Consider the following 24581-nt stretch of genomic DNA (forward strand, 5'->3'; position numbering starts at 1 on the left):
TTCGCGGCGATCGTAGCTCAGTTGGTTAGAGCATCGGTTTGTGGTACCGAGGGTCGCGGGTTCAAGTCCCGTCGATCGCCCCATTTCCCCTCCGGGTCATTTTACGGCTGGCGCGGTCGCTCAGCTATGAATATTGCGCATGGCGGTAATATTCTGCTGCGCTGAGACGGAGGCGTGATGACCTCGTTGTGGGACTATCCCGATTTCGATGCCCATGAAGGGCTCCACCTGTTCGCCGATCCGTCGTCCGGACTGAAGGCGGTGATCGCGGTCCATTCGACCGCGCTCGGGCCAGCCGCCGGTGGCGTGCGCTTCTGGCATTATGCGGACGATTCGCGCGCGCTTACCGATGCGCTGCGGCTGTCGCGCGGGATGAGCTACAAGAACGCCATGGCGGGGCTGGCGCTGGGCGGCGGCAAGGGCGTCGTGCTCGCGTCGCGCCCGGGCGAGGCGATCAGTGAGGCGCAGCTCCGCGCCTTCGGGCGCGCGGTCGAGTCGCTCGGCGGTCGTTACGTCACTGCCGAGGACGTCGGCATGTCCGAAGCGCGGATGAAGGTGATCGCGGAGGAGACGCGCTACGTCTCCGGGCTGCCCGTGGCGCAGGGCGCCGCTGGCGGTGACCCCGGCCCGTACACCGCGCATGGCGTCTATCTCGGCGTGCGTGCTGCGGCGAAGCGCGGGCTCGGCAGTGACGACGTCAACGGCGTGCGGGTGGCGATCCAGGGGCTCGGCTCGGTGGGCGGCGGTCTTGCCAAGCTTCTCGCGCGCGACGGCGCGGTGCTGACGCTCGCCGACGTCGATCAGGCGCGCGCCGAGCGGCTCGCGGGTGAGCTGGGCGCTGCGGTGGTCTCCCCCGAGGCGATCCTGAGCGCGGATGTCGACATCGTCAGCCCCAATGCACTCGGCGCTATCCTGACTGAGCAGTCCATCCCGACGCTCAGGGCGAAGATCGTGGCCGGCGGGGCGAACAACCAGCTCGCCACCGCTGCGGACGGTCAGCGCCTGCACGACGCCGGCGTGGTCTACGCGCCCGATTACGTCATCAACGCCGGCGGGATCATCAATGTCGGGCTCGAGTATCTCGGCCACGGCGACGAGGCCGAGGTGATGGCGCGTATCGCGCAGATCCCGGGTCGGCTCGACCAGGTGTGGGACGAGGCCGCCGCGACGGGCGATCCCACCGCCGAGGTCGCGGACCGGATCGCACGGCGGCTGATCGGTCGCGAGTGAGGGCGGGCCGCGCCGCTGGATTTGGCACGTGCGATAATCCGGCGGCGTGGAAGGGATGGTGGAGGGCGTGACCTCGCCACTTTCATCAGCGTCATCCCGGACTTGGTCCGGCATTCCTCCGCCCGTTTGATCAGGCGCCGGTAAGTACGCGGCAGCGTGGATTCCGGCCCAAGTCCGGGATGAAGGCGGAAGGGGTGCGGGCCATAACTGCGAACGCCACTCGCGCGAACCCGCACTAACAGACCGACCTAGCGCGCCAGCCCCGCCGCCGCCCGCGCGCGCGCCTCGATTTCGGGCAGCGTGCCTTCGGTCACCCAGCTGCCACCGACGCACAGGACGGGGTCAAACGCGAGCCAGTCGGGCGCGCTCGCCTCGGTGATCCCGCCGGTGGGGCAGAAGCGACACTGATAGAAAGGCGCCGCGAGCGCCTTGAGCGCCTTGAGTCCGCCGCTCGTTTCGGCCGGGAAGAACTTGAAGTGCGACAGCCCCATGTCGAGCCCGCGCATGATGTCGCCCGCGGTCGCAACCCCGGGCAGCCAGGGAATATTGCTCGCTAGAATCGTTTCGCCGAGCTTCTGCGACAGGCCGGGGGAGACGATGAACTCGGCGCCCGCGTCCTTCACCTGCACAACCTGCTCGGCGGTGACCACCGTGCCAGCGCCGACGATCGCGCCGGGCACTTCCTTCATCGCGCGGATCGCGTCGAGCGCGGCGGGAGTACGCAGCGTGACCTCCAGCACCTTGAGCCCGCCGGCGACCAGCGCCTCGGCCAACCCGCGCGCCTGCGCGGCGTCCTTGATCACCAGCACCGGGATGACCGCGCTGGTGCGCATGACCGTCTCGATATCGCTCATTATTGATGCTCCTGCGCGAAAGCCGCCGCGGCGCCGAACAGGCCGGGCTGGGGATGGGTGATGAGCTTGACCGGGATCGCCGCCATCATCGATTGGAACCGGCCCTTGGACACGAAGCGCTGATCGAAGCCCGAGCGTAGCAGCTTGTCCTTGATCCGCAGCCCGAGCCCGCCGGCGATCACCACGCCCATGGCGCCCTGCGCGAGCGCGAGGTCGCCCGCCACCGCGCCGAGCGCGAGGCAGAAGCGATCGAGTGCGGCGAGTGCGATCGAGTCGGTGCCTTCCAGCGCCTCGGTCCAGATCGCCTTGTCGTCGCGGCGCAGCACCGCGCGCCCCTCAAGCTCCGCGAGCGTCTCGTAGATCGCGACGATTCCGGGGCCGGCGACGATCCGCTCCGCGGAGACGCGCGTGTAGGTCTTGCGCAGTCGCTTGAGGATGGCGTCCTCGATGCCGTCGAGCGGGGCATAGTCCATGTGCCCGCCCTCAGTCGGCAGCACCCAATAGCGTCCGTCGCGCTTGAGCACCTGCGCGACGCCGAGGCCCGTGCCGGGACCGCAGACGGTGGTGACGCCGTCGCTCGGCAGCGGCGTCGACGGGCCGCAGAGATGCTCGAAATCCTCGTCCGGCAGCTGCGCGACCGCATGCCCGATCGCGCCGAAATCGTTGATGATCGTCCACTGCTCCGCACCGAGCCGCTCCGGGATCAGCGACGGCCGGATCACCCAGGGATTGTTGGTCAGCCGGATCACGTCGCCGGTGATCGGCGAGGCGACCGCGATCGCCGCGGCGGCGGGCAGCGTGCCGCCCTGACGCGCGCGGAACGCTTCATAGGCGGTCTGCAGGCTCGCATGTTCGGCGGTCTTGAGCGTCACCGGCTCGCCGAGCGACTGCACCCGTCCCGCGTCGACCTCCGCAATGGCGAAGCGCGCGTGCGTGCCGCCGATGTCCACCGATACGATCTGCATGGTCTTCTCCCTCTCCCATGAGAAAAGGGCCGAGCCGATGGTCGCCGCGAACGGCTCCCGCGTGGCGCCCCTCTTCCATCCCTCTCCCGGCGGGAGAAGGTGACGTCCTGGCTACAGGCCCGCGCCCGCCAACACCGCGCTCGCGCCTCGCTCGGCCTCGTCGGCGAGACCGCGAAACATGCCGAACAGCTCGCGGCCCATGCCGCTCGCCGGCGGCGGCGCGACCGCGGGCGTCCGCGCCTGCCACTCCGCCGCGTCGACCAGCGCACTGAGCGTCCCGGCCTCGGCGTCGACGCGGATCAGGTCGCCGTCGCGGATCAGTGCGATCGCGCCGCCGCCCAGCGCCTCGGGCGAGCAGTGGATCGCGCACGGCACCTTGCCGCTCGCCCCCGACATGCGCCCGTCGGTGACCAGCGCCACCTTGAACCCGCGGTTCTGCAGCACGCCGAGCGGCGGGGTGAGCTTGTGCAGCTCGGGCATCCCGTTCGCGCGCGGACCCTGGAAGCGAACCACAACGACCACGTCGCGCTCGAGTTCGCCGTTGCGGAATGCCTCGAGCACCTCGAGCTGGTCGGCGAACACGCGCGCGGGCGCCTCGACCACCCAGCGGTCACGCTCGACCGCGGACACCTTGATGCAGGCGCGACCGATATTGCCCTGAAGGATGCGCATCCCGCCATCGGGCGAGAACGGCCGGTCGGCGGGGCGCAGGATCGTCTCGTCGCCGCTCGCCGGCACCGGCTGCCACGTCAGTTGCTCGCCCTCGATCACCGGGCGCTCGCCGTAGGCGGAGAGATCGTCGCCGGCGACGGTCATCAGATCGCGGTGAATATAGCCCGCGCCGATCAGCTCGCGGATCACGAAGGGCATGCCGCCCGCCGCCTCGAACGCGTTCACGTCGGCCGAGCCGTTGGGATAGACCCGCGCGACGGTCGGCACCGCGGCGGAGAGGCGGTCGAAGTCCTCCCAGTCAATCACGATCCCCGCCGCGCGCGCGATCGCTGGCAGGTGAAGCAGGTGGTTGGTCGAGCCGCCGGTGGCGAGCAACCCGACCGCGGCGTTGACGATCGCTTTCTCATCGACGCACGCGCCGAGCGGGCGATAATCATCGCCGTGCACGCCGATGGCGGCGAGCCGGTGGACCGCGGCGCGGGTCAGCTCCTGGCGCAGTTTGGTGCCGGGATTGACGAAGGCGGCGCCCGGCATGTGCAGGCCCATCACCTCCATCATCATCTGATTGGTGTTGGCGGTGCCGTAGAAGGTGCAGGTGCCCTGCGTGTGATAGGCCTGGATTTCGGCGTCGAGCAACTCGTCGCGCGTCGCCTGGCCCTCGGCGAAACGCTCGCGTACCGCCGCCTTGGCCTTGTTGGGCAGGCCCGAGGGCATCGGGCCGCCCGGGATCAGGATCATCGGCAGGTGGCCGAAGCGCAGCGCCCCCATCAGCAGGCCGGGCACGATCTTGTCGCAGATGCCGAGCAGCGCCGCGCCCTCGAACGTGCCGTGGCTCAGCGCCACCGCGGTGCTGAGCGCGATCGTGTCGCGGCTGAACAGCGACAGCTCCATGCCGGCATAGCCCTGAGTCACGCCGTCGCACATCGCGGGCACGCCGCCCGCCACCTGCGCCGTCGCGCCGACCTCGCGCGCCCACACCTTCATCTGCTCGGGATAGCGGTAATAGACCGCATGCGCCGAGAGCATGTCGTTATAGGCGGTGACGAGGCCGATGTTCATCGCCTCGTGCCGCGTCGTCATCGCGTCACGGTCCTCGGGCGTGCCGGCATAAGCGTGCGCGAGATTGGCGCAGCCGAGTCGCGGGCGGCCGATCCAGCCGTCGCGTTCGCGCTCGATCAGCGAGAGATACGCCCGGCGGGTCGGGCGCGAGCGCTCGATGATCCGGTCGGTGACGGCGCTGACGGCTGGATTCATGCTGGTACCTTCGGCTCGGGCGGGTCGTCGCGCGGCGGCGCGGTTGTGCGGCAGGGCCCTGCCGCACTCAAGTCCCGCGAGGTCGGAATACGTCTTCGTGGGCGGCTCAGGCGGCCCAGTGGATGTCGACGGGCAGCTCGACATCGGCCAGCACGCGGCCGATCGGATAAGGCGAGCCAGCGCCCTCCTTGATGGCGTCCTCGATCACCTTGCGCTTGGCGTCGCCGGTCACCGCGATCATCAGCGCGCGCGCGGTGGCGATCGCCTGGCGGCTGAGCGTGACTCGCGCCACCGGCGCCTCGGGCGGCAGCGGATCGGGCATGACGCCCAACGCGCGCCGCTCCTTGGGGCCGTTGAGCGCCTCGTCATAATCGGGCCCGGGAAAGATCGACGCGGTATGACCGTCGCCGCCGACACCGAGCAGGCACAGGTCGAGCGGCCAGTGCAGGTCCTGCATCAAAGCGTCGGCCGAGCGGCCAGCGGCCTTATAATCCTCGGTTGCCTTGGGCACGATCGGCATCACGCGCGCGCCCTTGGGGATGAAGATCTTGCCGAGCGCGGTGACGTTGGAAAGCGGGTCGCCGAGCGGGACGATGCGCTCGTCGCCGGGAATGATCGTCACGCGCTTCCAGTCGAGCTTGGCCTGGGCCAGCTTCTCATAGGCGGGCAGGGGAGTCTTGCCGCCCGCCAACGCGATCACCGCCGAACCGCGCGCATCGATCGCGCTCTCGATGACGAACTGGATGTCGCCCGCGACCGCATCGGCCAGCTCGGCCGCGTCGTCATATTCCCACCATTCGATCTCGGTCATGTCTCTCTCCGTCGCGGCACTCGCGCCGCGCTGGTCGCCGCGCGGCAGGCGCCGGCAGGGTCGTTGCCCTGCTTTCGCAGGAAGTTCGGTCAGGTCAACCGAGCAATGCGGTGACCGGGCGAGGGTTAGCGCTGAGCAACCGGCCCCGCGCGAGCCACCATCCCGGCGAACGCCGGGCTCCAGTTGGGTAGGCGGTGGTGAGTCTCAGGGCGGCCTTCCCACCCGTGCCCCGGCGTCCGCCGGGGCGGCAGTCATGTCAGCGACCCGCGCTCCTGCGAAAGCAGGAGCCCAAGGCCACGAGCGCCTCGCCCGACAAACCCGGGTTCCTGCGTTCGCAGGAACACCATCTTCAATCGTCGTGCCAGCTCACCCCGTCGCGTTCGGTCAGCGCGATCGCGCCCGCCGGGCCCCAGGTGCCCGCGGCATAATGTTTCGGCCGGGTCTTGGCCGCCGTCCAGCCGGCGCGGATCGCGTCGATCCACTTCCATTGCGCCTCGACCTCGTCGCGCCGCACGAACAACGTTTGATCGCCCTCGATCAGATCGAGCAGCAGCCGCTCATAAGCGATGCGGCGGCGTGTGCCGGCATATTGCGCGTCGAGGCTGAGATTGAGCGGCACCTCGCGCAGCTTGATACCGTCGCGATCCAGCCCCGGTTCCTTCGTCATCACCAGCAGTTGGACATATTCCTCCGGCTGAAGCCGGATGATCAGCTTGTTGGGCTGGAGCAGCCCGCCGCGGCCCGAGAACATCGAGTGCGGCACCGGCTTGAACTGGATCGCGATCTCGCTGCGACGCTTGGCCATGCGCTTGCCGGTGCGCAGGTAGAAGGGCACGCCCTGCCAGCGCCAATTGTCGACAAAGGCCTTGATCGCCACAAAGGTCTCGACGTCGCTGTCGTAGCCGAGCTCGGCGTCGTAGCCGCGCACGACCTTCCCACTGACGGCGCCTTCCTCATATTGGCCGGTGACCGTGGAGCTCTGCACTTCCTCCGGCTTCATCTGGCGCAAGGAACGGAAGACCTTGGCCTTCTCGTCCCGGATCGCGGTGCCGTCGTAGAGCGCGGGCGGCTCCATCGCGATCAGCGCGACGAGCTGGAGCACGTGGTTGGCGACCATGTCGCGCAGCGCGCCGGCGCCCTCGTAATAGCCCGCACGATCCTCCAGCCCGACCGTCTCCGAGATGGTGATCTGGACATTGTCGATGCCGGTGGCGTTCCAGATCGGCTCGAACATCGAGTTGCCGAAGCGCAGCGCCAAAATGTTCTGCACCGTCTCCTTGCCGAGATAGTGATCGATCCGGAAAATGCGGTCTTCCGGGAAGACCGAGGCGACCGTGTCGTTGATCTCGCGGCTCGACTCGAGGTCATAGCCGAGCGGTTTCTCCAGCCCGATCCGCACCGTCTCGCCGGCCAGCCCGACGCTCTCGAGCCCACGCACCGCCGGCTCGAACAGCGACGGCGCGGTGGAGAGATAGATCGCCAAACCACCCGAAACGTCGCCGATCTTGTCCGCGAGTGGCTGGAAGCTGGCGGGGTCGGACAGATCGGCCGGCTGGAACTGAAGCCGCTCGAGGAAGCTGTCGATCGCACCGGCGTCCTTGCGGTCGGCGGGCAGGAACTCGTCGAGCGCGACGCGGGTCGCGTCGCGGAAGGCGGTGTCGTCGAGGTCGCTGCGCGCCGAGCCGGTGATCGTCAGCCCCTGCGGCAACAGACCGTCCGCATGCAGCCCGTAGAGCGACGGCAGCAGCATCCGCTTGGCGAGATCGCCCGTCGCACCGAACAGCAGCAGCTTGCCCACCGGATTGCGCTCCATCTGAGTCTCCTGCGTCGCTTTCTAGAGGGACAAACCGGCGACGGGGTCGAGGCCGGCCATGATATTGAGGTTCTGCACCGCCGCGCCGGCCGCACCCTTGCCGAGATTGTCGAGCGTGGCGATCAGTACGGCCTGCCCGGCCGCCTGGTTGCCGACCACGCGCAGCGTCATGCGGTCGCTGCCCGCATCGTCCTCGATCCGCACCATCGAGCTAGCCTCGTGCGCGAAGCGGACGACGCGGCCGCCGTCATAGGCCTCGGCGAGCACCTCGGACAGGTCGGTGAGCGACGCCGGGCGCGCGAGCTGGCTGAGATGAATCGGCACCTGCACCACCATGCCGCGGTAGGTACGCGCCACCGCTGGCTGGAAGATCGGTGCGACGCTCAACCCGGCGTGTCGCGTCATCTCGGCAACATGCTTGTGCGTCAGCGCCAGCGCGTACGGGCGGAATGCCGTCGCCGCTTCACCGCCCTCGAACTCGGCGATCATCGTCTTGCCACCGCCCGAATAGCCCGAGACCGCATTGACGCTGAGCGGCGTGTCCGGCGCGAGCAGTCCCGCGCGCACCAGCGGACGGACCAGCGCGAGAAAGCCGGTGGGGTAGCAACCCGGATTGGTGACGCGCCGTGCCGCGGCGATCTGCTCGGCCTGCCTGGGCTCGAGCTCGGCGAGGCCATAAACCCATTCCGGCGCGACGCGATGTGCCGTCGAGGCGTCGATGACGCGCGTATGTTCGTTGCGGATCAGCGCCACCGCCTCGCGCGCGGCGTCGTCGGGCAGGCACAGGATCACGACGTCGGCGTCGTTGAGTGCGGTGGCGCGCGCGGCGGGGTCCTTGCGGCTCGCCTCGTCGATCGTGACCAGCGACACATCGCTGCGCAGCGCCAGCCGGTCGCGGATCTCGAGGCCGGTGGTGCCCGCGCCGCCGTCGATGAATACCGAGACGGTCATTGCGCACGCACCACGTTCGCGTCGACATAGCCAACGAGATTGACGTCCACCGCGATCCCCCAGGCGACCCCGCCGGTGAGGTCGAGCACATCGAAGGGGGCGCCGGCGGGAAGCAGCGCCAGTTCGGTCGATGCCGAGTCGCGCTCCGCGCGCAGCGTCGCCGGCTCGCTCAAGACCCGCCGGAGTGGCGCGGCATAATGTGGCGCGAACACGCGATCCGCAAGACGAACGTCGGCGATATCGGCGCGCACGGCATGCGTGCGCGGGTCAAGCGACCGCGATCGACCGGTCAGCGTGAAGCCGCTACGCGGGGACGTGCTGTTGCCCGGCGTGGACGGCTGGATGGTCGCCGTCACCGATGAACTGGCCGAACTCCTCAAGAAAATCTGCCCCTTCGGATGTACGCGCGACGAAGATGTTGCGCTTGTCGCTGTCGTCGCGTTGGCGGCGCAGATAGCCGAGCGCACCCAGTCTGTTCAAGGCGCGCGTCACCACGGGTTTGGAGACGTTGAGCACGCGTGCCAGACCGCGCACCGTGTGCGGCCCCGGCCGCAAGTAAACCACGAGGAGAAGCGCCATCTGGCGATTGGTGAGATCGGGCTCGCCCGAGCGCACGTAATCGACCAGCGCGTTCATCCACGAACTGAGTTCGGGTTGCGCTAATGTTGCCACGTCCTCGTCCCGCTGCATCGCGCCCGGTCCGTTCCGGGTTTGTGCGGGAATAACGCCCGCTTCCGTGGCTGGTTTCAGCCATGTCACGAATTTGCCAGCCGTTTTCGCGCGGGCTTGGGGATGAGCGACGCGGTTGATCCGCGCCCAAGGCTCCCCTATGTGCCCGCCATCTGGCGTGTGCGACCTGGTCGCGCGCGCCTCTTGCTGAATCGGACCCGCGTCGCTCCCATGTTCACCTTCCTGCTCGTCGTCCAGGCCATCATCGCGGCTGCCCTCGTCACCGTGATCCTGATGCAGCGCTCGGAAGGCGGCGGGCTGACGTCCTCGGGCAGCCCCTCGGGGCTGATGTCGGCACGGGGCGCGGCGGACTTTCTCACGCGTGCCACGTCAGTGCTGGCGGGCATATTCGTGACGATGAGCATCGCGCTCGCCTTTATCGCGGCGCATCGCGGCGCGGTGTCGGTCGACACCTCGCTGCAGCGCCGGGTGCCTGCCGCGCAGCCGCAGGCACCCGCGGCGCCGCAGGCGGGCACGCAGGTGCCGCTCGCGGGCGATGCCGCCAATGCAGCGGCGCCGGCTGCCGCCGACAATGGCGTGCCGCTGGCACGCTAATTCGTCGCACAGCGTCGTCTCGTCGCGTGCGGGTGTACCGCGCGCTTGCCCTCGCTCGTACTTCAAGGATAAGCAGTTCGCCCCATGGCGCGGTATATCTTCATCACCGGCGGCGTGGTCTCCTCGCTCGGCAAAGGTCTCATGGCGGCGAGCCTCGCGGCGCTGCTCCAGGCGCGCGGCTACCGCGTGCGGATTCGCAAGTTCGACCCGTATCTGAACGTCGATCCGGGCACGATGAGCCCGTACCAGCACGGTGAGGTGTACGTCACCGACGACGGCGCCGAGACCGATCTCGACCTCGGCCATTACGAGCGTTTCACCGGCGTGGCGTCGCGCCAGTCGGACAACGTCACTTCGGGGCGAATCTACAAGACGATTATCGAGCGCGAGCGCCGCGGCGACTATCTCGGCGCGACGGTGCAGGTGATCCCGCACGTGACCGATGCGATCAAGGCCTTTGCGCGCGCGGAGACCGACGACCTCGACTTCGTGCTGTGCGAAATCGGCGGCACCGTCGGCGATATCGAATCGCTGCCGTTCATCGAGGCGATCCGCCAACTCAAGAACGAAGTCGGTCGCGGCAACGCGATCTCGGTTCATGTCACGTTGGTGCCCTACATTGCCGCGGCGGGCGAGCTGAAGACCAAGCCGACGCAGCACTCCGTGCGCGAGCTCGCCGCACTCGGGGTCCAGCCCGACGTGCTGGTGTGCCGCTGCGAAAAGCCGCTGCCCGTCTCGGAGCGGGCCAAGATCGCTTTGTTCTGCAACGTGCCGGAGAGCGCGGTGATCCCCGCACTCGATGCCGCAAGCATCTATGCGGTGCCGCTGCAATATCACGCCGAGGGGCTCGACTCGGAGGTGCTGCGCGCCTTCGGCATCACCCCGTCGTCCCCGCCCGACCTCTCGCGCTGGCAGGAGATCGTCGATCGCCTCCAGCATCCGGAAGGCGAGGTCACCGTCGGTGTGGTCGGGAAATATGTCGGGCTTCAGGACGCGTACAAGTCGCTCAACGAGGCGCTGGTCCATGGCGGCATTGCCAATCGCGTGAAGGTCAACGTCCGCTGGATCGACGCCGAGCTGTTCGAGCATGACGACGAGGAGATCGTGAGCCAGCTCGAGCCGCTCGACGCGATCCTCGTTCCCGGCGCGTTCGGCGAGCGCGGCGCGGAGGGCAAGATCAAGTCGGTTCGTTTCGCGCGCGAGCGCGAGATCCCCTATTTCGGCATCTGCTTCGGCATGCAGATGGCCTGTATCGAAGGCGCGCGCGATCTCGCCGGTATCCAGGCTGCATCGTCGACCGAATTCGGGCCGACCGACGAGCCGGTGGTGGGCCTGATCACCGAGTGGATGGGGCGCGACGGGCTCGAGAAGCGCGAGGCACAGGGCGATCTGGGCGGCACGATGCGGCTCGGCGCCTATGAGGCGTCGCTCGCGGGCAACAGCGTCGTCGCTTCGATCTACGGCGGTGCGACGATCTTCGAGCGGCATCGCCACCGCTACGAGGTCAATACCGGCTATCGCGAGGCGCTCGAGAAGGGCGGGCTGGTGTTCTCGGGCATGTCGCCCGACGGCACCTTGCCCGAGATCGTCGAACGGCCGGATCATCCGTGGTTCGTCGGCGTCCAATTTCATCCCGAGCTGAAGAGCAAGCCGTTCGACCCGCATCCGCTGTTCGCCAGCTTCATTGCGGCGGCGGTGAAACAGAGTCGGCTGGTCTGAGCCAGAGGTCGCGACGACGCGCTTGTGCGTCGCCGCGAGCCGCTGCCTCGCATTAGCGTTCTATAAATGCGGGGACACCCGAACCGCGGTGCCGAAGGTCGGCGCGGGGGGTGAATGGAGCAGTCCCCTATGGCCCAGTTACGGATCGCGCACAGGCTTGTGCTCGCCTTCGCGATCATCCTGGTCGTCACGCTCGCGACCAACCTGCTCGCGCTGACCAACGTGACCCGCATCGATCAGATCGCCGTGGATATCGGCGCGCATCGCCGTCTCAATTACGAGGCCATTTCCTCGATCAATCTCGCCGTCTCGCGTCACCGGCTGGCCGAGGGGATGCTGGCGGTCACGCGGGATCCGGCCGTGACCAGCAGCGCCGCGGCGGAGATGGCGGAGCAGAGCCGCTTGGTCGACGCGGGCGTGGCCGATCTCAACGGCCGCCTGCGCTCGTCCGATACGATCGCGCTGCTGCGCGATTTCGTGCGAGCCTGGGACGCCTATCGCGGTGAGGCGAAATCGCAGAGCCTGGGCGCCGGCGACGCCACCGGTTATCGGGCGCGCGCCGCCTCGTTCGCGGACGTGGCGCGCGCCGGTCAGCGCCTGCTCGAACGCCAATCTCAGTCGCTCGACGATGGTCTGGAACGAGCGCGCGACCTGACCGATTCGGCACGGCGGATCACGTTCGGCGCGATGGCGCTGGCGGCGCTGCTCGTGGCCGGCCTGCTGGCCCGCTTGATCCGCAACATCGCGCGTCCGATCGATACCGTCACCGGCGCATTGCTGCGGCTGGCCGATGGCGAGCGCGCGATTGAGGTGACAGGGGCAGAGCGCGGCGACGAGATCGGCGACGTCGCCCGCGCGACGCTGCGCCTGCGCGACCGGCTCGATGCGGCGGAGAAGGAGAAGGCGCGGCAGGCGCAGCTGATCGTCACCAGCGTCGGCACCGGGCTCGACTCGCTCGCACGGGGCGATCTGACGGCGCGGGTCGACACCGAGCTCGACGGTGCCTTCGGCAAGCTGCGCAGCGACTTCAACAATGCCATCGAGTCAATGGCGGCGGCGCTGGCGACGGTACAGGCGAGCATCGGCGGCATCGCCAACGGTGCCGCCGACATCCTCCAGGCGAGCGACGACCTGTCGCTGCGCACGGAGCGCCACGCCGCTAGCCTCGAGCAGACCTCGGCGGCGATGCAGCAGGTCAGCGAAACGGTGCGCCAGACCGCCGACGGCGCGGCGCGGGTCAATGTCGTGGTCGGCGAGACGCGCGGCGATGCGGAGCGATCGGGCGACGTGGTGCGGCGCGCGGTTGACGCGATGTCGGGTATCGAGCGCGCGTCCAAGGAGATCGGCGACATCATCGCGGTGATCGACGGCATCGCGTTCCAAACCAATCTGCTGGCGCTCAACGCCGGGGTCGAGGCGGCGCGCGCAGGCGATGCCGGGCGCGGCTTCGCGGTGGTGGCGCAGGAAGTCCGCGCGCTGGCGCAGCGTTCGGCCGACGCGGCGAAGGACGTCAAGACACGCATCACCGCCTCGGCCGAGCAGATCGGAGTGGGAGCCAAGCTGGTGGTCGATGCCGGCGACGCGCTGGCGCGGATCATCGCGCGCATCGGCGAGATCAGCGCGCTAGTGGCGCAGATCGCCGAATCGGCCAAACAGCAGTCGGTCGGGCTCGAGCAGGTCACCAAGGCGGTGTCCGAGATGGACCAGGTCACCCAGCAGAATGCAGCGATGGTGGAAGAGACCACCGCGGCGGCGCGCAGCCTGAACGGCGAGGCAGAGCAACTCGCGGACGAGATTGCGCGCTTCGTGATCGATCGAGAGCCGCGGACCCGCGCCGCAGTGATGCGGCCACAGCAGCTCGCCGCGCCCGCGCGCCGGCTGCCGCGTCCGGCGCCGCGGCTCGCCGCGAGCGAACGCTCGGCGCTGGCCTCGCGCGCGCAGGCACCCGACGGCGCCGCTCAGGAGGAATGGTCGGAGTTCTAGGGCTCTTTCTCTGACGTGAAAGGAGGGGCGCCCGCACGCGGGCGCCTCGAGACCGTGCGCACCGACGCCGCGACGCTACATGCAGCTCGCCAAGCTTCGCAGGCTCGGGCCCGGTCCGAACAAAACGCACCCTCCCTCAACAAGGGAAAGGCGCCCGGACCTGACGGCCCGGACGCCCCCACCGGCGCCTCGAAAGGGAGCAAAGAGACGCCGATCCCGCTCGCGCGGCCCGATCTTACGCGGCCTTGGCCTCGCCGGCTGACGTGTCCTCCACCGCCGCGAGCTGCGGACCGGTCTTGATCGCGATCGTCTTCGGCTTCATCGCCTCAGGCACCTCGCGCACCAGATCGATCACCAGCAGCCCGTCGTTGAGCCGCGCGTCCTCCACGAACACGAAATCGGCCAGCTCGAACCGCCGCTCGAAGCTGCGGTTGGCGATGCCGAGGTGGAGGAACTGCGCATTCTCCGCCTTGTCGTCCTTCTTGCCGGCCACCAGCAGTAGGTTCTGCTGGGCGACGATCTCGATCTCGTCGCGGCTGAAACCAGCGACGGCCAGCGTGATACGGTAGCGGTCGTCTGCGACGCGCTCCAGGTTGAACGGCGGGTAGTTTTCGGATGCGCCGCGCGCATTGGCCTCGATCATGTCGAAGAGACGATCGAACCCGATGGTCGAGCGGCGATAAGGGGTAAGGTCGAAACGCATGTTCAAATCCTCCGATGAGCTATTTGAAACAAGACGCCCGGTGGTCCGCGGCGCCTCTGTTCGTGTGGCCCGGCCAGCGGCACCGCACGCTAGCTAAATGGGAGTAGCGCGAAGCGTTTCAAGTCTCCCTGATACTCCTACTTCGTTGATGGACTATGCCGCATCGGCGATGCAGGATGGTGTCGAGGTAAACAGGGGGAATCGATGTCGCTCACGCTCGCGCTTCTACTGGCGCAGGCCGCCGTACCGTCCGCTGCGGCCGATCAGGTGACCGAAGCGCCCGCCGGATCGGCACCGTTGCAGGATGATGCCGTGGTACGTGGAGCAGTTGACGGCAGCGGTGACAACGAGCGCGGACGACTCGGTCCCGCGCAGCAGGGCGGGAGCGACATCGTCGTCACCGCGCGCCGCCGCGCGGAGAGCGTCCAGACCGTGCCGCTGGCCGTATCGGTGATCGGCGGCACCGCGCTGGCGGAGACGGGAGCCTATAATGTCAGCCGGCTGACCCAGATCCAGCCCACGCTGCAATTCTACTCGACCAACCCCCGCAACTCCGCCGCCAACATTCGCGGGCTCGGCGCTCCGTTCGGCCTCACCAACGACGGGATCGAGCAGGGTGTCGGCATCTACGTCGACCAGGTCTATTATTCGCGCATCGCCTCGGCGACGTTCGACTTCACCGACACCGAGCGGATCGAGATCCTGCGTGGTCCGCAGGGCACGCTATACGGCAAGAACACCACGGCGGGCGCGATCAACATCACCACGCGGCGACCGAGCTTCACGCCCGAGGCCCGGGTCGAGCTGACCACGGGCAACCTCGACTTCATCCAGGCGAAGGCCTCGGCCTCCGGGCCGCTGATGGATGACACGCTGGCGATCCGGCTCTCCGCCTCGGTCACGTCGCGGCGCGGTACGATCTACAACACGCGCAGCGGCGCTTATGTCAACGCGCAGGACAATCGCAGCCTGCGCGGGCAGCTGTTCTGGCAAGCCGCGTCCAACCTCGATCTGACGCTCGCCGGCGACTATAATCACCAGGATCCCGAGTGCTGCGCACAGATCTTCGCACGGGTGGGGCGCACCCAGCGTCCACTCGCGCGGCAGTATGAGGCGCTCGCCGCGGCCTTCGGTTATGCGCCGCCATCGCGCGACGCATTCGACCGCGTCACCGACCTCGACACGCCGCTGCGCGCGCGCCAGGAGCTCGGCGGCGTGTCGCTCGTGGCCAATTGGGAGGTCGGCGCCGCGACCCTGACTTCGGTCTCGGCGTGGCGCTTTTGGGATTGGGATCCGTCCAACGACCGGGACTTCATCGGCCTGCCGATCACCACGGTCTCGGCGAACCCGTCGCAGCAGAAGCAGCTGAGCCAAGAACTGCGCATCGCCTCCAATGGCCGCCATGCGATCGACTATGTGGCGGGGCTCTTCTACTTCCGGCAGACGATCGACACACAGGGATTGCAGGTGCAAGGGCCGGCGGCGAGCCGCTGGCTGCTCAATCCCGGTGACCCGCCGTTCGGCGTGAACGGCTGCGCCCGGCCGTCCACCGCGGCCTGCAATCCGGCGGTGCTCGACGGCCTGACCGCGCGCAACACGATCGGCTTCACCAACACCTCGGCCGCGGCGTTCGGCAAGCTTACCTGGCATCTCGGCGAGCGCTTCTCGATCGCGCCGGGCGTACGCGTGAACTACGACAAGAAGCGCGGTTCCTATGTGTCGGTGGTGACCACCGGAAGCGGCTCGACCACGCTTACCAGCGATCAGCGTGGCGTGCTCGGGCCACAGAGCTATGCGCCGGACTTCGACAATTGGAACGTGTCGGGTGACATCACCGCCGCCTGGGATATCGCCGCCGACGTGCATGGCTACGCCACCTATGCGCGCAGCTACAAATCGGGCGGGATCAACCTTTCCGGGCTACCGCTCGACGGCAACAACAATCCGATCCTGAGCGCCGCGACCGTGAAGCCCGAGAAGGTCAATCATTATGAGCTCGGGTTGAAGACGCAGTTCCTCGATCGCCGCGCCACGGTGAACCTCGCCGCCTTCTGGACCGACATCTCGGACTATCAGGCAACCGTGACGAACGGCCAGCTTGGTGTGCTGCGCGGCTATCTCGCCAATGCCGGCAAGGTGCGTACCCGCGGCGTCGAGCTCGACTCCTCGTTCCGCCCGACGACGCGGCTGAACGTCTATGCCAATGCCGCCTACACCGACGCGAGCTACGTCGATTTCACCGATGCGCCATGCCCGCCCGAACTGTCAGGCGGCGCCAACAGCCCGGCCAATTGCGACATCTCGGGCCAGCGGCTGCCGGGAATCTCGAAATGGGCCTTCTCCTATGGCGCAGAATATGGCGTACCGGTGACGCTGGCGGGCGAGGCGGGCACCGTCTATCTCGGTTATGACGGCAGTTACCGCTCCGACTTCTCTAGCAACCCGTCCGAATCGATCTACACCAACATCGACGGTTATTCGCTGTCGAACTTTCGTCTCGGGTATCGCAGCGATCGCGGGCTCAACGCCTTCCTGTGGCTGCGCAACGCCTTCGACCAGGACTATTATGAGCTGCTGGCGACCCAGTCGGGCAACACCGGGCTGGTGGTCGGTCAGCCCGGCGATCCGCGAACCTATGGCGTGACCGTATCGGCGCGCTTCTGAGCGTAACCGTCATCCCGGATCTGTTTCGGGATGACGGATGCGGCGCAGTGCATGCGCCACGCCGCGCCACATCAAAGCCTCAAAGCAAAGGCTTGGCGCCATAAAACAAACGCCCGGGCCGCTCATCGCGACCCGGGCGCCTGCGTGACGATCGCTCGTCAGCCCCCTATCCCGCCATCTGCCCGCACGCTTCATGAGAAGCGGAGCCCGATGACATTCCCCGAACCACGGCCGTTGCCTGTGTGCCAGTGCGGAGAGGTATGCTGGTGCGCCGATCGACTGTCGACCGAAATGAACCTCGGCTAAACCGATTGCGGCGACTATGTGTCGAATCCGCCACACGCCCCGTTGCACCGTCGCGCAGGCCATCCTAGAGGCGGCGGCATGTTGCTGTCGCGCTACGAGAGCATGATCGCGCGGCGGTATCTGCTGCCCGGTCGCGGTGAGCGGTTCATCGTCCTGGTCGCGGGCTTCTCGCTCGGCGCGGTGATGCTCGGCGTCGCCGCGCTGGTCATCGTGATGAGCGTGATGAACGGCTTCCGCGCCGAGCTGTTCGACAAGATCGTCGGACTCAATGGCCACGCCGTGGTGCAGGGCTACAACGGTCGATTGCCCGACTGGCGCCGCGCGCTTGCCGAGGCGAAGGCCACCCCCGGCGTCACCAGCGCGATCCCGATGATCGAGCAGCCCTTGTTCGTCACGTACAACGGTCGCGCCGAGGGAATCATCCTGCGCGGCATGCGGCCCGAAGACATTCGTGCCAACCGGACGATCAACTCGAAGGTGATCGTCGGCAGCCTCGCCAGCGTGACGCCGGGGAGCAACAATGTCGCGATCGGCGCGCGGCTGGCGGAGCAGCTCGGCGCGACGATCGGTTCCGAGGTCACGCTGATCAACCCGCTCGGCCCCTCGACGCCGTTCGGCACGATGCCGCGCTACGTCAACTACACGGTCGGGGCGATCTTCGAGGTCGGCGTGTACGATTACGACAAGGCCTATGTCGTGATGCCGCTCGCCGACGCGCAGACGCTGCTGTTGAGCGGGGACAGTGTCGGCATCATCGAGCTGCAGACCAGCGACGCTGACCGGGTCGGCGAGATCCTCGCGCCGCTCACGCGCAAGGTGCAGGGCTATGCCGCGGTGGCTGACTGGCGCCGCCTTAACGCCGAGCTGTTCGACGCGCTGGCGGTCGAGCGCGTGGCGATGTTCACCGTGTTGTGCATCATCATCCTGGTCGCCGCCTTCAACATCGCCTCGTCGCTGATCATGCTGGTGCGCTCCAAGACTCGCGACATCGCGATCCTGCGCACCATGGGGGCGAGCCGCGGCGCGATGCTGCGGATCTTCATCACGGTAGGGACGACGATCGGGGTGCTGGGCACGGTGGCGGGGCTGCTGCTCGGCTTCGGCTTTCTGTTCATCCGCCAGTCGGTGGTGAACGCGGTGCAGGCGATCACCGGCCAGAATCTGTGGGACCCGTCGATCCGCTATCTCACCGAGCTGCCGTCCAAGCCCAACCCGGTCGAGATCGTCGCGATCGTGCTGATCACGCTGCTGATGACCTTCCTGGCGACGGTCTATCCCGCGCTCAAGGCGGCGGGCACCGATCCCGTCGAGGTGCTGCGCTATGAGTGAGGCGATGCCGCGCACCGGTGACAGTGACGCCGTTCTTCAGACCCGCGGCCTGGCGCGCAGCTTCACCCAGGGCGGGGCGACCATCCACGTGCTGCGCGGGGTCGACCTCGCCATCGCGCCGGGCGAGATCGTCGCGCTGCTGGGTCCGTCGGGCTCGGGCAAGTCGACCTTGCTCCAGGCGGTCGGGCTGCTCGAGGGCGGGTTCGCCGGATCGATCCGCATCGGCGGCGTGGAGGCGGCGCAGCTTGACGCCGCCGGGCGCACTGCGATGCGGCGTGACCGGCTCGGTTTCGTCTACCAGTTCCACCATCTGCTGCCCGACTTCAACGCGATCGAGAATGTCGTGCTACCCCAGCTCATCCACGGCGCCGAGCGCGCGCCGGCCGAGGAGCGCGCCGCCGGGCTGCTCACCGCGCTCGGCGTCGGGCATCGCCTGACGCATCGGCCGGCGCAGCTCTCGGGCGGCGAGCAGCAGCGAGTCGCGGTGGCGCGCGCGCTCGCCAACCGGCCCGCGCTGGTGCTGGCCGACGAGCCGACCGGCAACCTCGACGAGCATACCGCCGACGTCGTGCTCGCCGAGTTCCTGCGGCTGGTGCGGGGTGAAGGCTCGGCGGCGCTGGTGGCGACGCACAACGAGCGGCTTGCCGCCAAGATGGACCGGGTCGTGCGGCTGCACGAAGGCTTGATCGCGTGAGCCTGTGGCGCGGGACGCCGCGGCTGGTGGGGCAGCAGGTGGTGCTCCGCCCGCTCGCCGTCGAGGATGCCCCCGCGCTCGGCGCGGCTGCGGCCGACGGTGACCTCACCGAATTGTTTTTCGCCAACGTGTCGGGCCTGACCGATCCCGAGGCGTTCGTCGCCGCCGCGCTGCGCGAGCGCGACTTCGGACGTGCGCTGCCGTTCGCGGTGGAGACGCCCGACGGTCGCGTCGTCGGGCTCACGCGGTTCATGCGGATGAGCGAGGCGCACCGCCGCGTCGAGATCGGCGGCACCTTCTACGCGCGCTCGGTGCAGCGCACCGGGGTCAACACCGAGGCGAAGCTGCTGCTGCTGACGCATGCCTTTGATCTGCTCGGCTGCCAGGTGGTGCAGATTCGCACCGACTGGTTCAACAAGCGCTCACAGACCGCGATAGAGCGGCTCGGCGCCAAGCGCGACGGCGTGCTGCGATCGCACCAATTGTTCAACGGGCGGGTGCGCGACCTCGTGGTCTATTCCATCATCGCGTCCGAGTGGCCCGGCGTGCGGACCAACATCGAGTTCCTGCTGCGGAGGCACGGATGACCGCGATCACCGACCTGAGCGTCCGCACCGCCGGGGGCGGCGAACAATCGCTGGCTGCTTATGCCGGCAAGGTGCTGCTGGTGGTCAACACCGCGTCCCAGTGCGGCTTCACACCGCAATATGCGGGGCTGGAAGAGCTCCACCGTACCTATGCCGAGCGCGGGCTGGCGGTGCTGGGCTTTCCATGCAACCAGTTCGGCGCGCAGGAGCCGGGCGACGCCGCCGACATCGCGACCTTCTGCTCGACCAACTACGACGTGACCTTCCCCGTCTTCGCCAAAGTGGAGGTCAATGGTCCAGGCGCGGATCCTTTGTTCGAGCGGCTCAAGCGCGCGGCGCCAGGGTTGTTGGGCTCGCGCGCGATCAAGTGGAATTTCACCAAGTTCCTGGTGGCGCGCGATGGTGAGACGGTGCGGCGCTATGCGCCGACCACCGCGCCGGAGGCGCTGCGGACCGATATCGAAGCGCTGTTGTAACGGCGGGTGGCAGCGAAACACCGCTTTCCTCCACCAACATGACGGGAGGCGAAGAGGCGAGGGCCACTCCACCGCCGCCGCCCCGCCGCCTCCTCACTGCTGCACCATCTCCTCCGGCACCGCGAAGGCGCTCGCGCCCTTGCGATGGTCACTCGCCGCGGTGATCGCGGTAATGCCGCCGAACAGGAAGCTGATCCCGAGCACATAGCCCGGCAGCGTCAGCGCCGACCAAGGTACGGTCAGCAGGATGAACAGCGCGAGCAGCAGGTTGATCACGCCCAGCACGATCATCATCACGCGCCGGCGCCGCATCCGCGTTCCCGCCACCACCTCGAGGACGCCGCGTACGCCGAGCCACACCGCCACCATCAGCGTCAGCGACACCGCGCCGGTGATCGGCTCGAACACCATGATCGCGCCCACCACGACAGACAGCACGCCGAACAGCAGGGCGTAGATACGGCTCTCGCTGCCATGGCCGAACAGACCCGCCGCGATCGAGAATACGCCCGAAACGAAGAACAGCGATCCGATCATCACCGTGGCGGCGTAGGTCGCCAGATAGGGCCAGATGATCGCGGCGAAGCCGACCAGCACCGAGACCACGCCATAAGCCATGATCCAGCCCCAGCCGGCGCCCATCGCGCGCCCAGCACTGCGGAAATCCGTCATGTTCATCCTCCTGCTGCGCTCGCGAACGGGCCGGCGCAGGGCGGGTTCCGGCGGTCACGCGGCGGCTGGCCGAATCGGGTCACGGCGCCTAGCTAGGAGCGATGCCACATTCGGGTTTCGTGCCGCTCCGCATCTTCTCCAGCTACACCATGCTCGACGGCGCGATCGAGCCGAAGGCGATCGCCAAGCGTGCCGCCAAGCTCGCTTTTCCCGCCGCCGCGCTGACCGATCGCAACGGGCTGTATGCGGCCATGGCCTTCTCGGATGCCGCCAAGGCGGCGGGCGTCCAGCCGGTGATCGGCACGATGCTCGGCGTCGCCCGGCCGGACATGCCCGAGGGCGCCGCCACGGTGGTGGACTGGATCGCGCTTTATGCGCAGGACGCGATCGGTTACGACCATCTCTGCGCGCTGGTGAGCCAGGCGCACCTCGATCGTCCGCTCGAACTGGCGCCGCATGTCCCGTTCGACCTGCTCGAACGATATGCTGCGGGGTTGATCGCACTCACCGCAGGGGGCGAGGGCGGGGTGGCCCGCCTCTTCGCCGAAGACCAGCCCGCGCGCGCCATCGCTTATGCCGATCGGCTTCACGCGATGTTCGGCGACCGTCTTTACGTCGAACTGTGCCGACGTGGTGATGCGGTCGAGGAGCGCGCCGAGGCGGCGCTGCTCGACCTGGCGTACGAGCGCGGCTGGCCGATCGTCGCGACCAATCCGAGCTGTTTCGAGGAGGCGGATTTCGGCGCCGCACACGACGCCATGCTGTGCATCGCCAGCTCCAGCTATCTGGAGAGCGACGATCGGCCGAAGAGCTGCGGCCACGCCTGGATGAAGCCGGCCGAGGCGATGCGCGAGCTGTTCGCCGATTTGCCCGAGGCGATCGCCAACACCTTGGTGGTGGCGCAGCGCTGTGCGGTCGCCGCGCCCAAGCGCAAGCCGATCCTTCCCAGTCTTGCCGGCGACCGCGAGGGTGAGGCGACCATGCTGCGCGACCGTGCGCGCGAGGGGCTTGCGGCACGGATCGAGCGGATCGTCGCGCTCGGCCAGGCGCCGGCCGACGCCGACTGGCAGGAGACCTATAAGCAGCGGCTCGAGTTCGAGCTCGACGTCATCATCCAGATGGGCTTCCCCGGCTATTTCCTGATCGTCGCCGACTTCATCCAATGGGCCAAGGCGCACGACATCCCGGTCGGTCCGGGGCGCGGCTCGGGCGCGGGCTCGGCGGTGGCCTGGGCGCTCACCATCACCGACCTCGACCCGATCAAGCTGGGCCTGCTGTTCGAGCGCTTCCTCAACCCCGAGCGCGTGTCGATGCCCGACTTCGACATCGATTTCTGCGAGACCAGGCGCGGCGAGGTGATCCGCTACGTCCAGGAGAAATACGGCCGCGACCAGGTGGCGCAGATCATCACCTTCGGTAAGCTCAAGGCGCGCGCGGTGCTCAAGGACACGGGGCGCGTGCTGCAAATGAGCTATGGCCAGGTCGACCGGCTCGCCAAGCTCGTCCCCAATCATCCCACCGACCCGTGGACGCTCGATCGCGCGCTCAACGGCGTGTCGGAGCTGGCGCGCGAATATGCGAACGACAATGAGGTGCGCCGTCTTCTCGACCTCGCGATGAAGCTGGAGGGCCTGCCGCGCCACTCCTCGACCCACGCGGCGGGCGTGGTGATCGGCGATCGCCCGCTGGCCCAGCTCGTCCCGCTCTACCGCGATCCGCGCTCGGACATGCCGGTGACCCAGTTCGACATGAAATATGTCGAGGGCGCGGGGCTGGTGAAGTTCGATTTCCTCGGCCTCAAGACACTGTCGGTGCTCAAGAAGGCGGTGCAGCTGCTGGCCAAGCGCGGGATCGCGGTCGATCTCGACGCTCTGCTGTGGGACGACGAGGAGGTCTACAAGCTCCTCCAGCGCGGCGACACGGTCGGCGTGTTCCAGCTCGAATCCGAGGGCATGCGGCGCACGCTGTCGGCGGTGCGGCCGACCAACTTCGGCGACATCGTCGCGCTCGTCTCGCTCTACCGCCCCGGTCCGATGGACAACATCCCGTCGTTCGGCCGGCGCAAACAGGGCACCGAGGAGATCACCTACCCGCATCCGCTCCTCGAGCCGATCCTGAAAGAGACCTACGGAATCTTCGTCTACCAGGAGCAGGTGATGCAGGCGGCGCAGATCCTCGCCGGCTATTCGCTCGGCGGCGCCGACCTGCTGCGCCGCGCGATGGGCAAGAAGATCAAGGCCGAGATGGACGCGCAGCGCGCCACCTTCGTCGCCGGCTGCGCCGAGCATAACGGGATCAAGAAGGATTATGCCAACCAGCTGTTCGACTTGATCGACAAGTTCGCGGGCTATGGCTTCAACAAGAGTCACGCCGCGGCCTATGCGCTGCTCGCCTATCAAACCGCCTGGCTCAAGGCGCATCATCCGGCCGAGTTCTTCGCCGCCTCGATGTGCTACGACCTGCACCTCACCGACAAGCTGGCGATCTTCGTCGACGACATGCGCCGGCTCGGAGTCGGGCTGCTGCCGCCCTGCATCAACGCCAGCGCGGCCGAGTTCGACGTCGAGGTCGACGCCGAGGGCGTGCCGTCAGTGCGCTACGCGCTCGCCGCGCTCAAGTCGGTCGGCGAGGGCGCGATGGAGCGGCTGTGCGAGGAGCGGGCCGGCGCGGGCAGGTTCCGCAGCCTCGACGATCTCGCCACGCGGGTCGACCCGCGGCTGCTCAACAAGCGACAGCTCGAGACGTTGGCGGCCGGCGGCGCGTTCGACGCGCTCGACCCCAATCGCGCCGGCGTCCATGCCGTCGCCGAGACGATCCTGGCCATCGCTGCGCGCACGCACGAGGGGCGCGCGAGCGGGCAGGGCGGGCTGTTCGGCGACGACGCGGCCGCGGGCGACACGATCAAGCTGCCCGACGCGCGCTGGTCGCTCGCCGAGCGAATGGAGCAGGAGAAGGAAGCGTTCGGCTTCTATTTCTCGGCGCACCCGGTCGATCGCTACCGTCATCTCGCCAAGACGCATGGCGCGCGCAGCTATGTCGCGCTGGGCGAGCTGCCGATCGCCGAGGGCGCGCGCGTGATGGCGACGATGGCGGTGCTGGTCGAGGATGCGCGGTGGCGCACCTCGGCGCGCGGGAAGCGCTATATGATGGCGACCTTGTCCGACGCCACCGGCCAATTCATCGCCACCTGCTTCGATGACGGCCCTGCCGCCGACCTAGAAGAGGCGGCACGCAACGGCGGCTGCGGGCTTGCGACGGTCGAGCTCGATCGCCGTCCGGGCGAGGAGACACCGCGCGTGACGGTCAAGGCGATCCGCCCGTTCGAAGGGCTGGCCTCGTCGACCCGTTTTGCGCTCGAGGTGCATGTTACGGACGCCGCCGCGGTAGCGGGGCTGGTCGCGCTGATCGGCGGGTCGCGCGGCGCGCGGGGCAAGGTGACGCTCAAGGTGCCGCTCGACGGTCACGCGCAGGCGACGGTGATCCTCGGCCGTGATTTCGCGCTCGATGCCGAGCTGGCGGAGCAGATCGAGCATCTCCCTGGCGTCGCCAAAGTCGAGTTCGACATCGAGGAAACCAGGCTCAAGTCGGTCGGCTGAGCCCGGCCCGGCGGCAGG

General features: G+C 68.2%; 20 protein-coding genes and 1 tRNA gene. 11 read left to right on the top strand and 10 right to left on the bottom strand.

All coding sequences use genetic code 11. The annotated features are described in order from the left end of the window. The first annotated feature begins 6 nt into the window (after positions 1-6). Positions 7-83 (top strand) — tRNA-His (locus ACMGDM_RS12400). Between the two features lie 94 nt (positions 84-177). Then, on the top strand, positions 178-1230 hold the full coding sequence (locus ACMGDM_RS12405) for a Glu/Leu/Phe/Val dehydrogenase family protein (protein WP_436804430.1): 1053 nt from the start codon (positions 178-180) through the stop codon (positions 1228-1230). Positions 1231-1478: 248 nt separating this feature from the next. On the opposite strand, the gene eda is transcribed toward ACMGDM_RS12405, so the two are convergent. The 8 genes from eda to ACMGDM_RS12445 form a co-directional block, all read right to left on the bottom strand. Beyond that, the gene (eda, locus tag ACMGDM_RS12410) at positions 1479-2084 is read right to left on the bottom strand and encodes a bifunctional 4-hydroxy-2-oxoglutarate aldolase/2-dehydro-3-deoxy-phosphogluconate aldolase (protein WP_436804431.1); all 606 of its coding nucleotides are present in this window, start codon (positions 2082-2084) and stop codon (positions 1479-1481) included. Further along, entirely contained in the window at positions 2084-3049 is a 966-nt protein-coding gene (gene glk, locus ACMGDM_RS12415) for a glucokinase (RefSeq protein ID WP_436804432.1), read from the bottom strand. The genes eda and glk overlap by 1 nt, the downstream gene beginning before the upstream one ends. Positions 3050-3160: 111 nt before the next feature. After that, a complete protein-coding gene (gene edd, locus ACMGDM_RS12420; protein WP_436804433.1) occupies positions 3161-4975 on the bottom strand; it encodes a phosphogluconate dehydratase in 1815 nt (604 codons plus the stop codon). Positions 4976-5081: 106 nt separating this feature from the next. Next, entirely contained in the window at positions 5082-5786 is a 705-nt protein-coding gene (pgl, locus tag ACMGDM_RS12425) for a 6-phosphogluconolactonase (protein ID WP_436804434.1), read from the bottom strand. A 349-nt stretch (positions 5787-6135) separates the two neighbouring features. Beyond that, on the bottom strand, positions 6136-7599 hold the full coding sequence (gene zwf / locus ACMGDM_RS12430) for a glucose-6-phosphate dehydrogenase (protein WP_436804435.1): 1464 nt from the start codon (positions 7597-7599) through the stop codon (positions 6136-6138). 21 nt (positions 7600-7620) lie between these two features. Then, on the bottom strand, positions 7621-8550 hold the full coding sequence (gene argC, locus ACMGDM_RS12435) for an N-acetyl-gamma-glutamyl-phosphate reductase (protein WP_436804436.1): 930 nt from the start codon (positions 8548-8550) through the stop codon (positions 7621-7623). Further along, positions 8547-8906, bottom strand: a complete 360-nt coding sequence (locus ACMGDM_RS12440; RefSeq protein WP_436804437.1) for an SH3 domain-containing protein — start codon at positions 8904-8906, stop codon at positions 8547-8549. Before ACMGDM_RS12440 ends, argC begins: the two co-directional genes overlap by 4 nt. After that, on the bottom strand, positions 8854-9186 hold the full coding sequence (locus tag ACMGDM_RS12445; protein ID WP_436804438.1) for a MarR family transcriptional regulator: 333 nt from the start codon (positions 9184-9186) through the stop codon (positions 8854-8856). The genes ACMGDM_RS12440 and ACMGDM_RS12445 overlap by 53 nt, the downstream gene beginning before the upstream one ends. Before the next feature lie 264 nt (positions 9187-9450). Here ACMGDM_RS12445 and secG point away from each other — a divergent pair, with 264 nt between their 5' ends. The 3 genes from secG to ACMGDM_RS12460 all read left to right on the top strand — a co-directional run bounded on the left by secG (position 9451) and on the right by ACMGDM_RS12460 (position 13536). Next, entirely contained in the window at positions 9451-9834 is a 384-nt protein-coding gene (gene secG, locus ACMGDM_RS12450; RefSeq protein ID WP_436804828.1) for a preprotein translocase subunit SecG, read from the top strand. Between the two features lie 84 nt (positions 9835-9918). Beyond that, a complete protein-coding gene (gene pyrG, locus ACMGDM_RS12455; protein ID WP_436804439.1) occupies positions 9919-11553 on the top strand; it encodes a CTP synthase in 1635 nt (544 codons plus the stop codon). A 129-nt stretch (positions 11554-11682) separates the two neighbouring features. Further along, positions 11683-13536, top strand: coding sequence for a methyl-accepting chemotaxis protein (locus tag ACMGDM_RS12460; RefSeq protein ID WP_436804440.1), 1854 nt, complete (start codon positions 11683-11685; stop codon positions 13534-13536). A gap of 235 nt (positions 13537-13771) precedes the next feature. Here the strand turns inward: ACMGDM_RS12460 and ACMGDM_RS12465 are convergent, their stop codons facing one another. Then, positions 13772-14239, bottom strand: a complete 468-nt coding sequence (locus ACMGDM_RS12465) for an Hsp20 family protein (protein ID WP_436804441.1) — start codon at positions 14237-14239, stop codon at positions 13772-13774. Between the two features lie 204 nt (positions 14240-14443). Here ACMGDM_RS12465 and ACMGDM_RS12470 point away from each other — a divergent pair, with 204 nt between their 5' ends. From ACMGDM_RS12470 to ACMGDM_RS12490, 5 genes are all read left to right on the top strand, one after another. Further along, the gene (locus ACMGDM_RS12470) at positions 14444-16903 is read left to right on the top strand and encodes a TonB-dependent receptor (RefSeq protein WP_436804442.1); all 2460 of its coding nucleotides are present in this window, start codon (positions 14444-14446) and stop codon (positions 16901-16903) included. Between the two features lie 384 nt (positions 16904-17287). Then, positions 17288-18538 (top strand): lipoprotein-releasing ABC transporter permease subunit, encoded by a 1251-nt coding sequence (locus tag ACMGDM_RS12475; protein WP_436804443.1) that lies wholly within the window; start codon positions 17288-17290, stop codon positions 18536-18538. Continuing rightward, positions 18531-19232, top strand: coding sequence for an ABC transporter ATP-binding protein (locus tag ACMGDM_RS12480; protein WP_436804444.1), 702 nt, complete (start codon positions 18531-18533; stop codon positions 19230-19232). Before ACMGDM_RS12475 ends, ACMGDM_RS12480 begins: the two co-directional genes overlap by 8 nt. Next, the gene (locus tag ACMGDM_RS12485) at positions 19229-19819 is read left to right on the top strand and encodes a GNAT family N-acetyltransferase (RefSeq protein WP_436804445.1); all 591 of its coding nucleotides are present in this window, start codon (positions 19229-19231) and stop codon (positions 19817-19819) included. Before ACMGDM_RS12480 ends, ACMGDM_RS12485 begins: the two co-directional genes overlap by 4 nt. Continuing rightward, positions 19816-20295 carry a glutathione peroxidase gene (locus tag ACMGDM_RS12490; RefSeq protein ID WP_436804446.1) on the top strand — a complete coding sequence of 160 codons (480 nt, stop codon included), beginning with the start codon at positions 19816-19818 and terminating at the stop codon, positions 20293-20295. The genes ACMGDM_RS12485 and ACMGDM_RS12490 overlap by 4 nt, the downstream gene beginning before the upstream one ends. 93 nt (positions 20296-20388) lie before the next feature. On the opposite strand, the gene ACMGDM_RS12495 is transcribed toward ACMGDM_RS12490, so the two are convergent. After that, positions 20389-20967, bottom strand: coding sequence for an HdeD family acid-resistance protein (locus tag ACMGDM_RS12495; RefSeq protein WP_436804447.1), 579 nt, complete (start codon positions 20965-20967; stop codon positions 20389-20391). A 101-nt stretch (positions 20968-21068) separates the two neighbouring features. Between ACMGDM_RS12495 and dnaE the strand changes: the two genes are divergently transcribed. Beyond that, positions 21069-24563, top strand: a complete 3495-nt coding sequence (dnaE, locus tag ACMGDM_RS12500; RefSeq protein WP_436804448.1) for a DNA polymerase III subunit alpha — start codon at positions 21069-21071, stop codon at positions 24561-24563. The last annotated feature ends 18 nt before the right edge of the window (positions 24564-24581 follow it).

Origin of the sequence: Sphingomonas larreae (assembly GCF_051400595.1) — a bacterium.
GTDB lineage: Bacteria > Pseudomonadota > Alphaproteobacteria > Sphingomonadales > Sphingomonadaceae > Sphingomonas.

Coding starts and splice junctions, on each gene's coding strand:
- eda (WP_436804431.1), bottom strand. CDS start 2,084: ATGAGCGATATCGAGACGGTCATGCGCACCAGCGCGGTCATCCCGGTG.
- ACMGDM_RS12475 (WP_436804443.1), top strand. CDS start 17,288: ATGTTGCTGTCGCGCTACGAGAGCATGATCGCGCGGCGGTATCTGCTG.
- ACMGDM_RS12460 (WP_436804440.1), top strand. CDS start 11,683: ATGGCCCAGTTACGGATCGCGCACAGGCTTGTGCTCGCCTTCGCGATC.
- pyrG (WP_436804439.1), top strand. CDS start 9,919: ATGGCGCGGTATATCTTCATCACCGGCGGCGTGGTCTCCTCGCTCGGC.
- ACMGDM_RS12405 (WP_436804430.1), top strand. CDS start 178: ATGACCTCGTTGTGGGACTATCCCGATTTCGATGCCCATGAAGGGCTC.
- pgl (WP_436804434.1), bottom strand. CDS start 5,786: ATGACCGAGATCGAATGGTGGGAATATGACGACGCGGCCGAGCTGGCC.
- secG (WP_436804828.1), top strand. CDS start 9,451: ATGTTCACCTTCCTGCTCGTCGTCCAGGCCATCATCGCGGCTGCCCTC.
- ACMGDM_RS12495 (WP_436804447.1), bottom strand. CDS start 20,967: ATGACGGATTTCCGCAGTGCTGGGCGCGCGATGGGCGCCGGCTGGGGC.
- ACMGDM_RS12470 (WP_436804442.1), top strand. CDS start 14,444: ATGTCGCTCACGCTCGCGCTTCTACTGGCGCAGGCCGCCGTACCGTCC.
- argC (WP_436804436.1), bottom strand. CDS start 8,550: ATGACCGTCTCGGTATTCATCGACGGCGGCGCGGGCACCACCGGCCTC.
- ACMGDM_RS12480 (WP_436804444.1), top strand. CDS start 18,531: ATGAGTGAGGCGATGCCGCGCACCGGTGACAGTGACGCCGTTCTTCAG.
- ACMGDM_RS12445 (WP_436804438.1), bottom strand. CDS start 9,186: ATGAACGCGCTGGTCGATTACGTGCGCTCGGGCGAGCCCGATCTCACC.
- dnaE (WP_436804448.1), top strand. CDS start 21,069: ATGCCACATTCGGGTTTCGTGCCGCTCCGCATCTTCTCCAGCTACACC.
- edd (WP_436804433.1), bottom strand. CDS start 4,975: ATGAATCCAGCCGTCAGCGCCGTCACCGACCGGATCATCGAGCGCTCG.
- ACMGDM_RS12490 (WP_436804446.1), top strand. CDS start 19,816: ATGACCGCGATCACCGACCTGAGCGTCCGCACCGCCGGGGGCGGCGAA.
- zwf (WP_436804435.1), bottom strand. CDS start 7,599: ATGGAGCGCAATCCGGTGGGCAAGCTGCTGCTGTTCGGTGCGACGGGC.
- ACMGDM_RS12465 (WP_436804441.1), bottom strand. CDS start 14,239: ATGCGTTTCGACCTTACCCCTTATCGCCGCTCGACCATCGGGTTCGAT.
- glk (WP_436804432.1), bottom strand. CDS start 3,049: ATGCAGATCGTATCGGTGGACATCGGCGGCACGCACGCGCGCTTCGCC.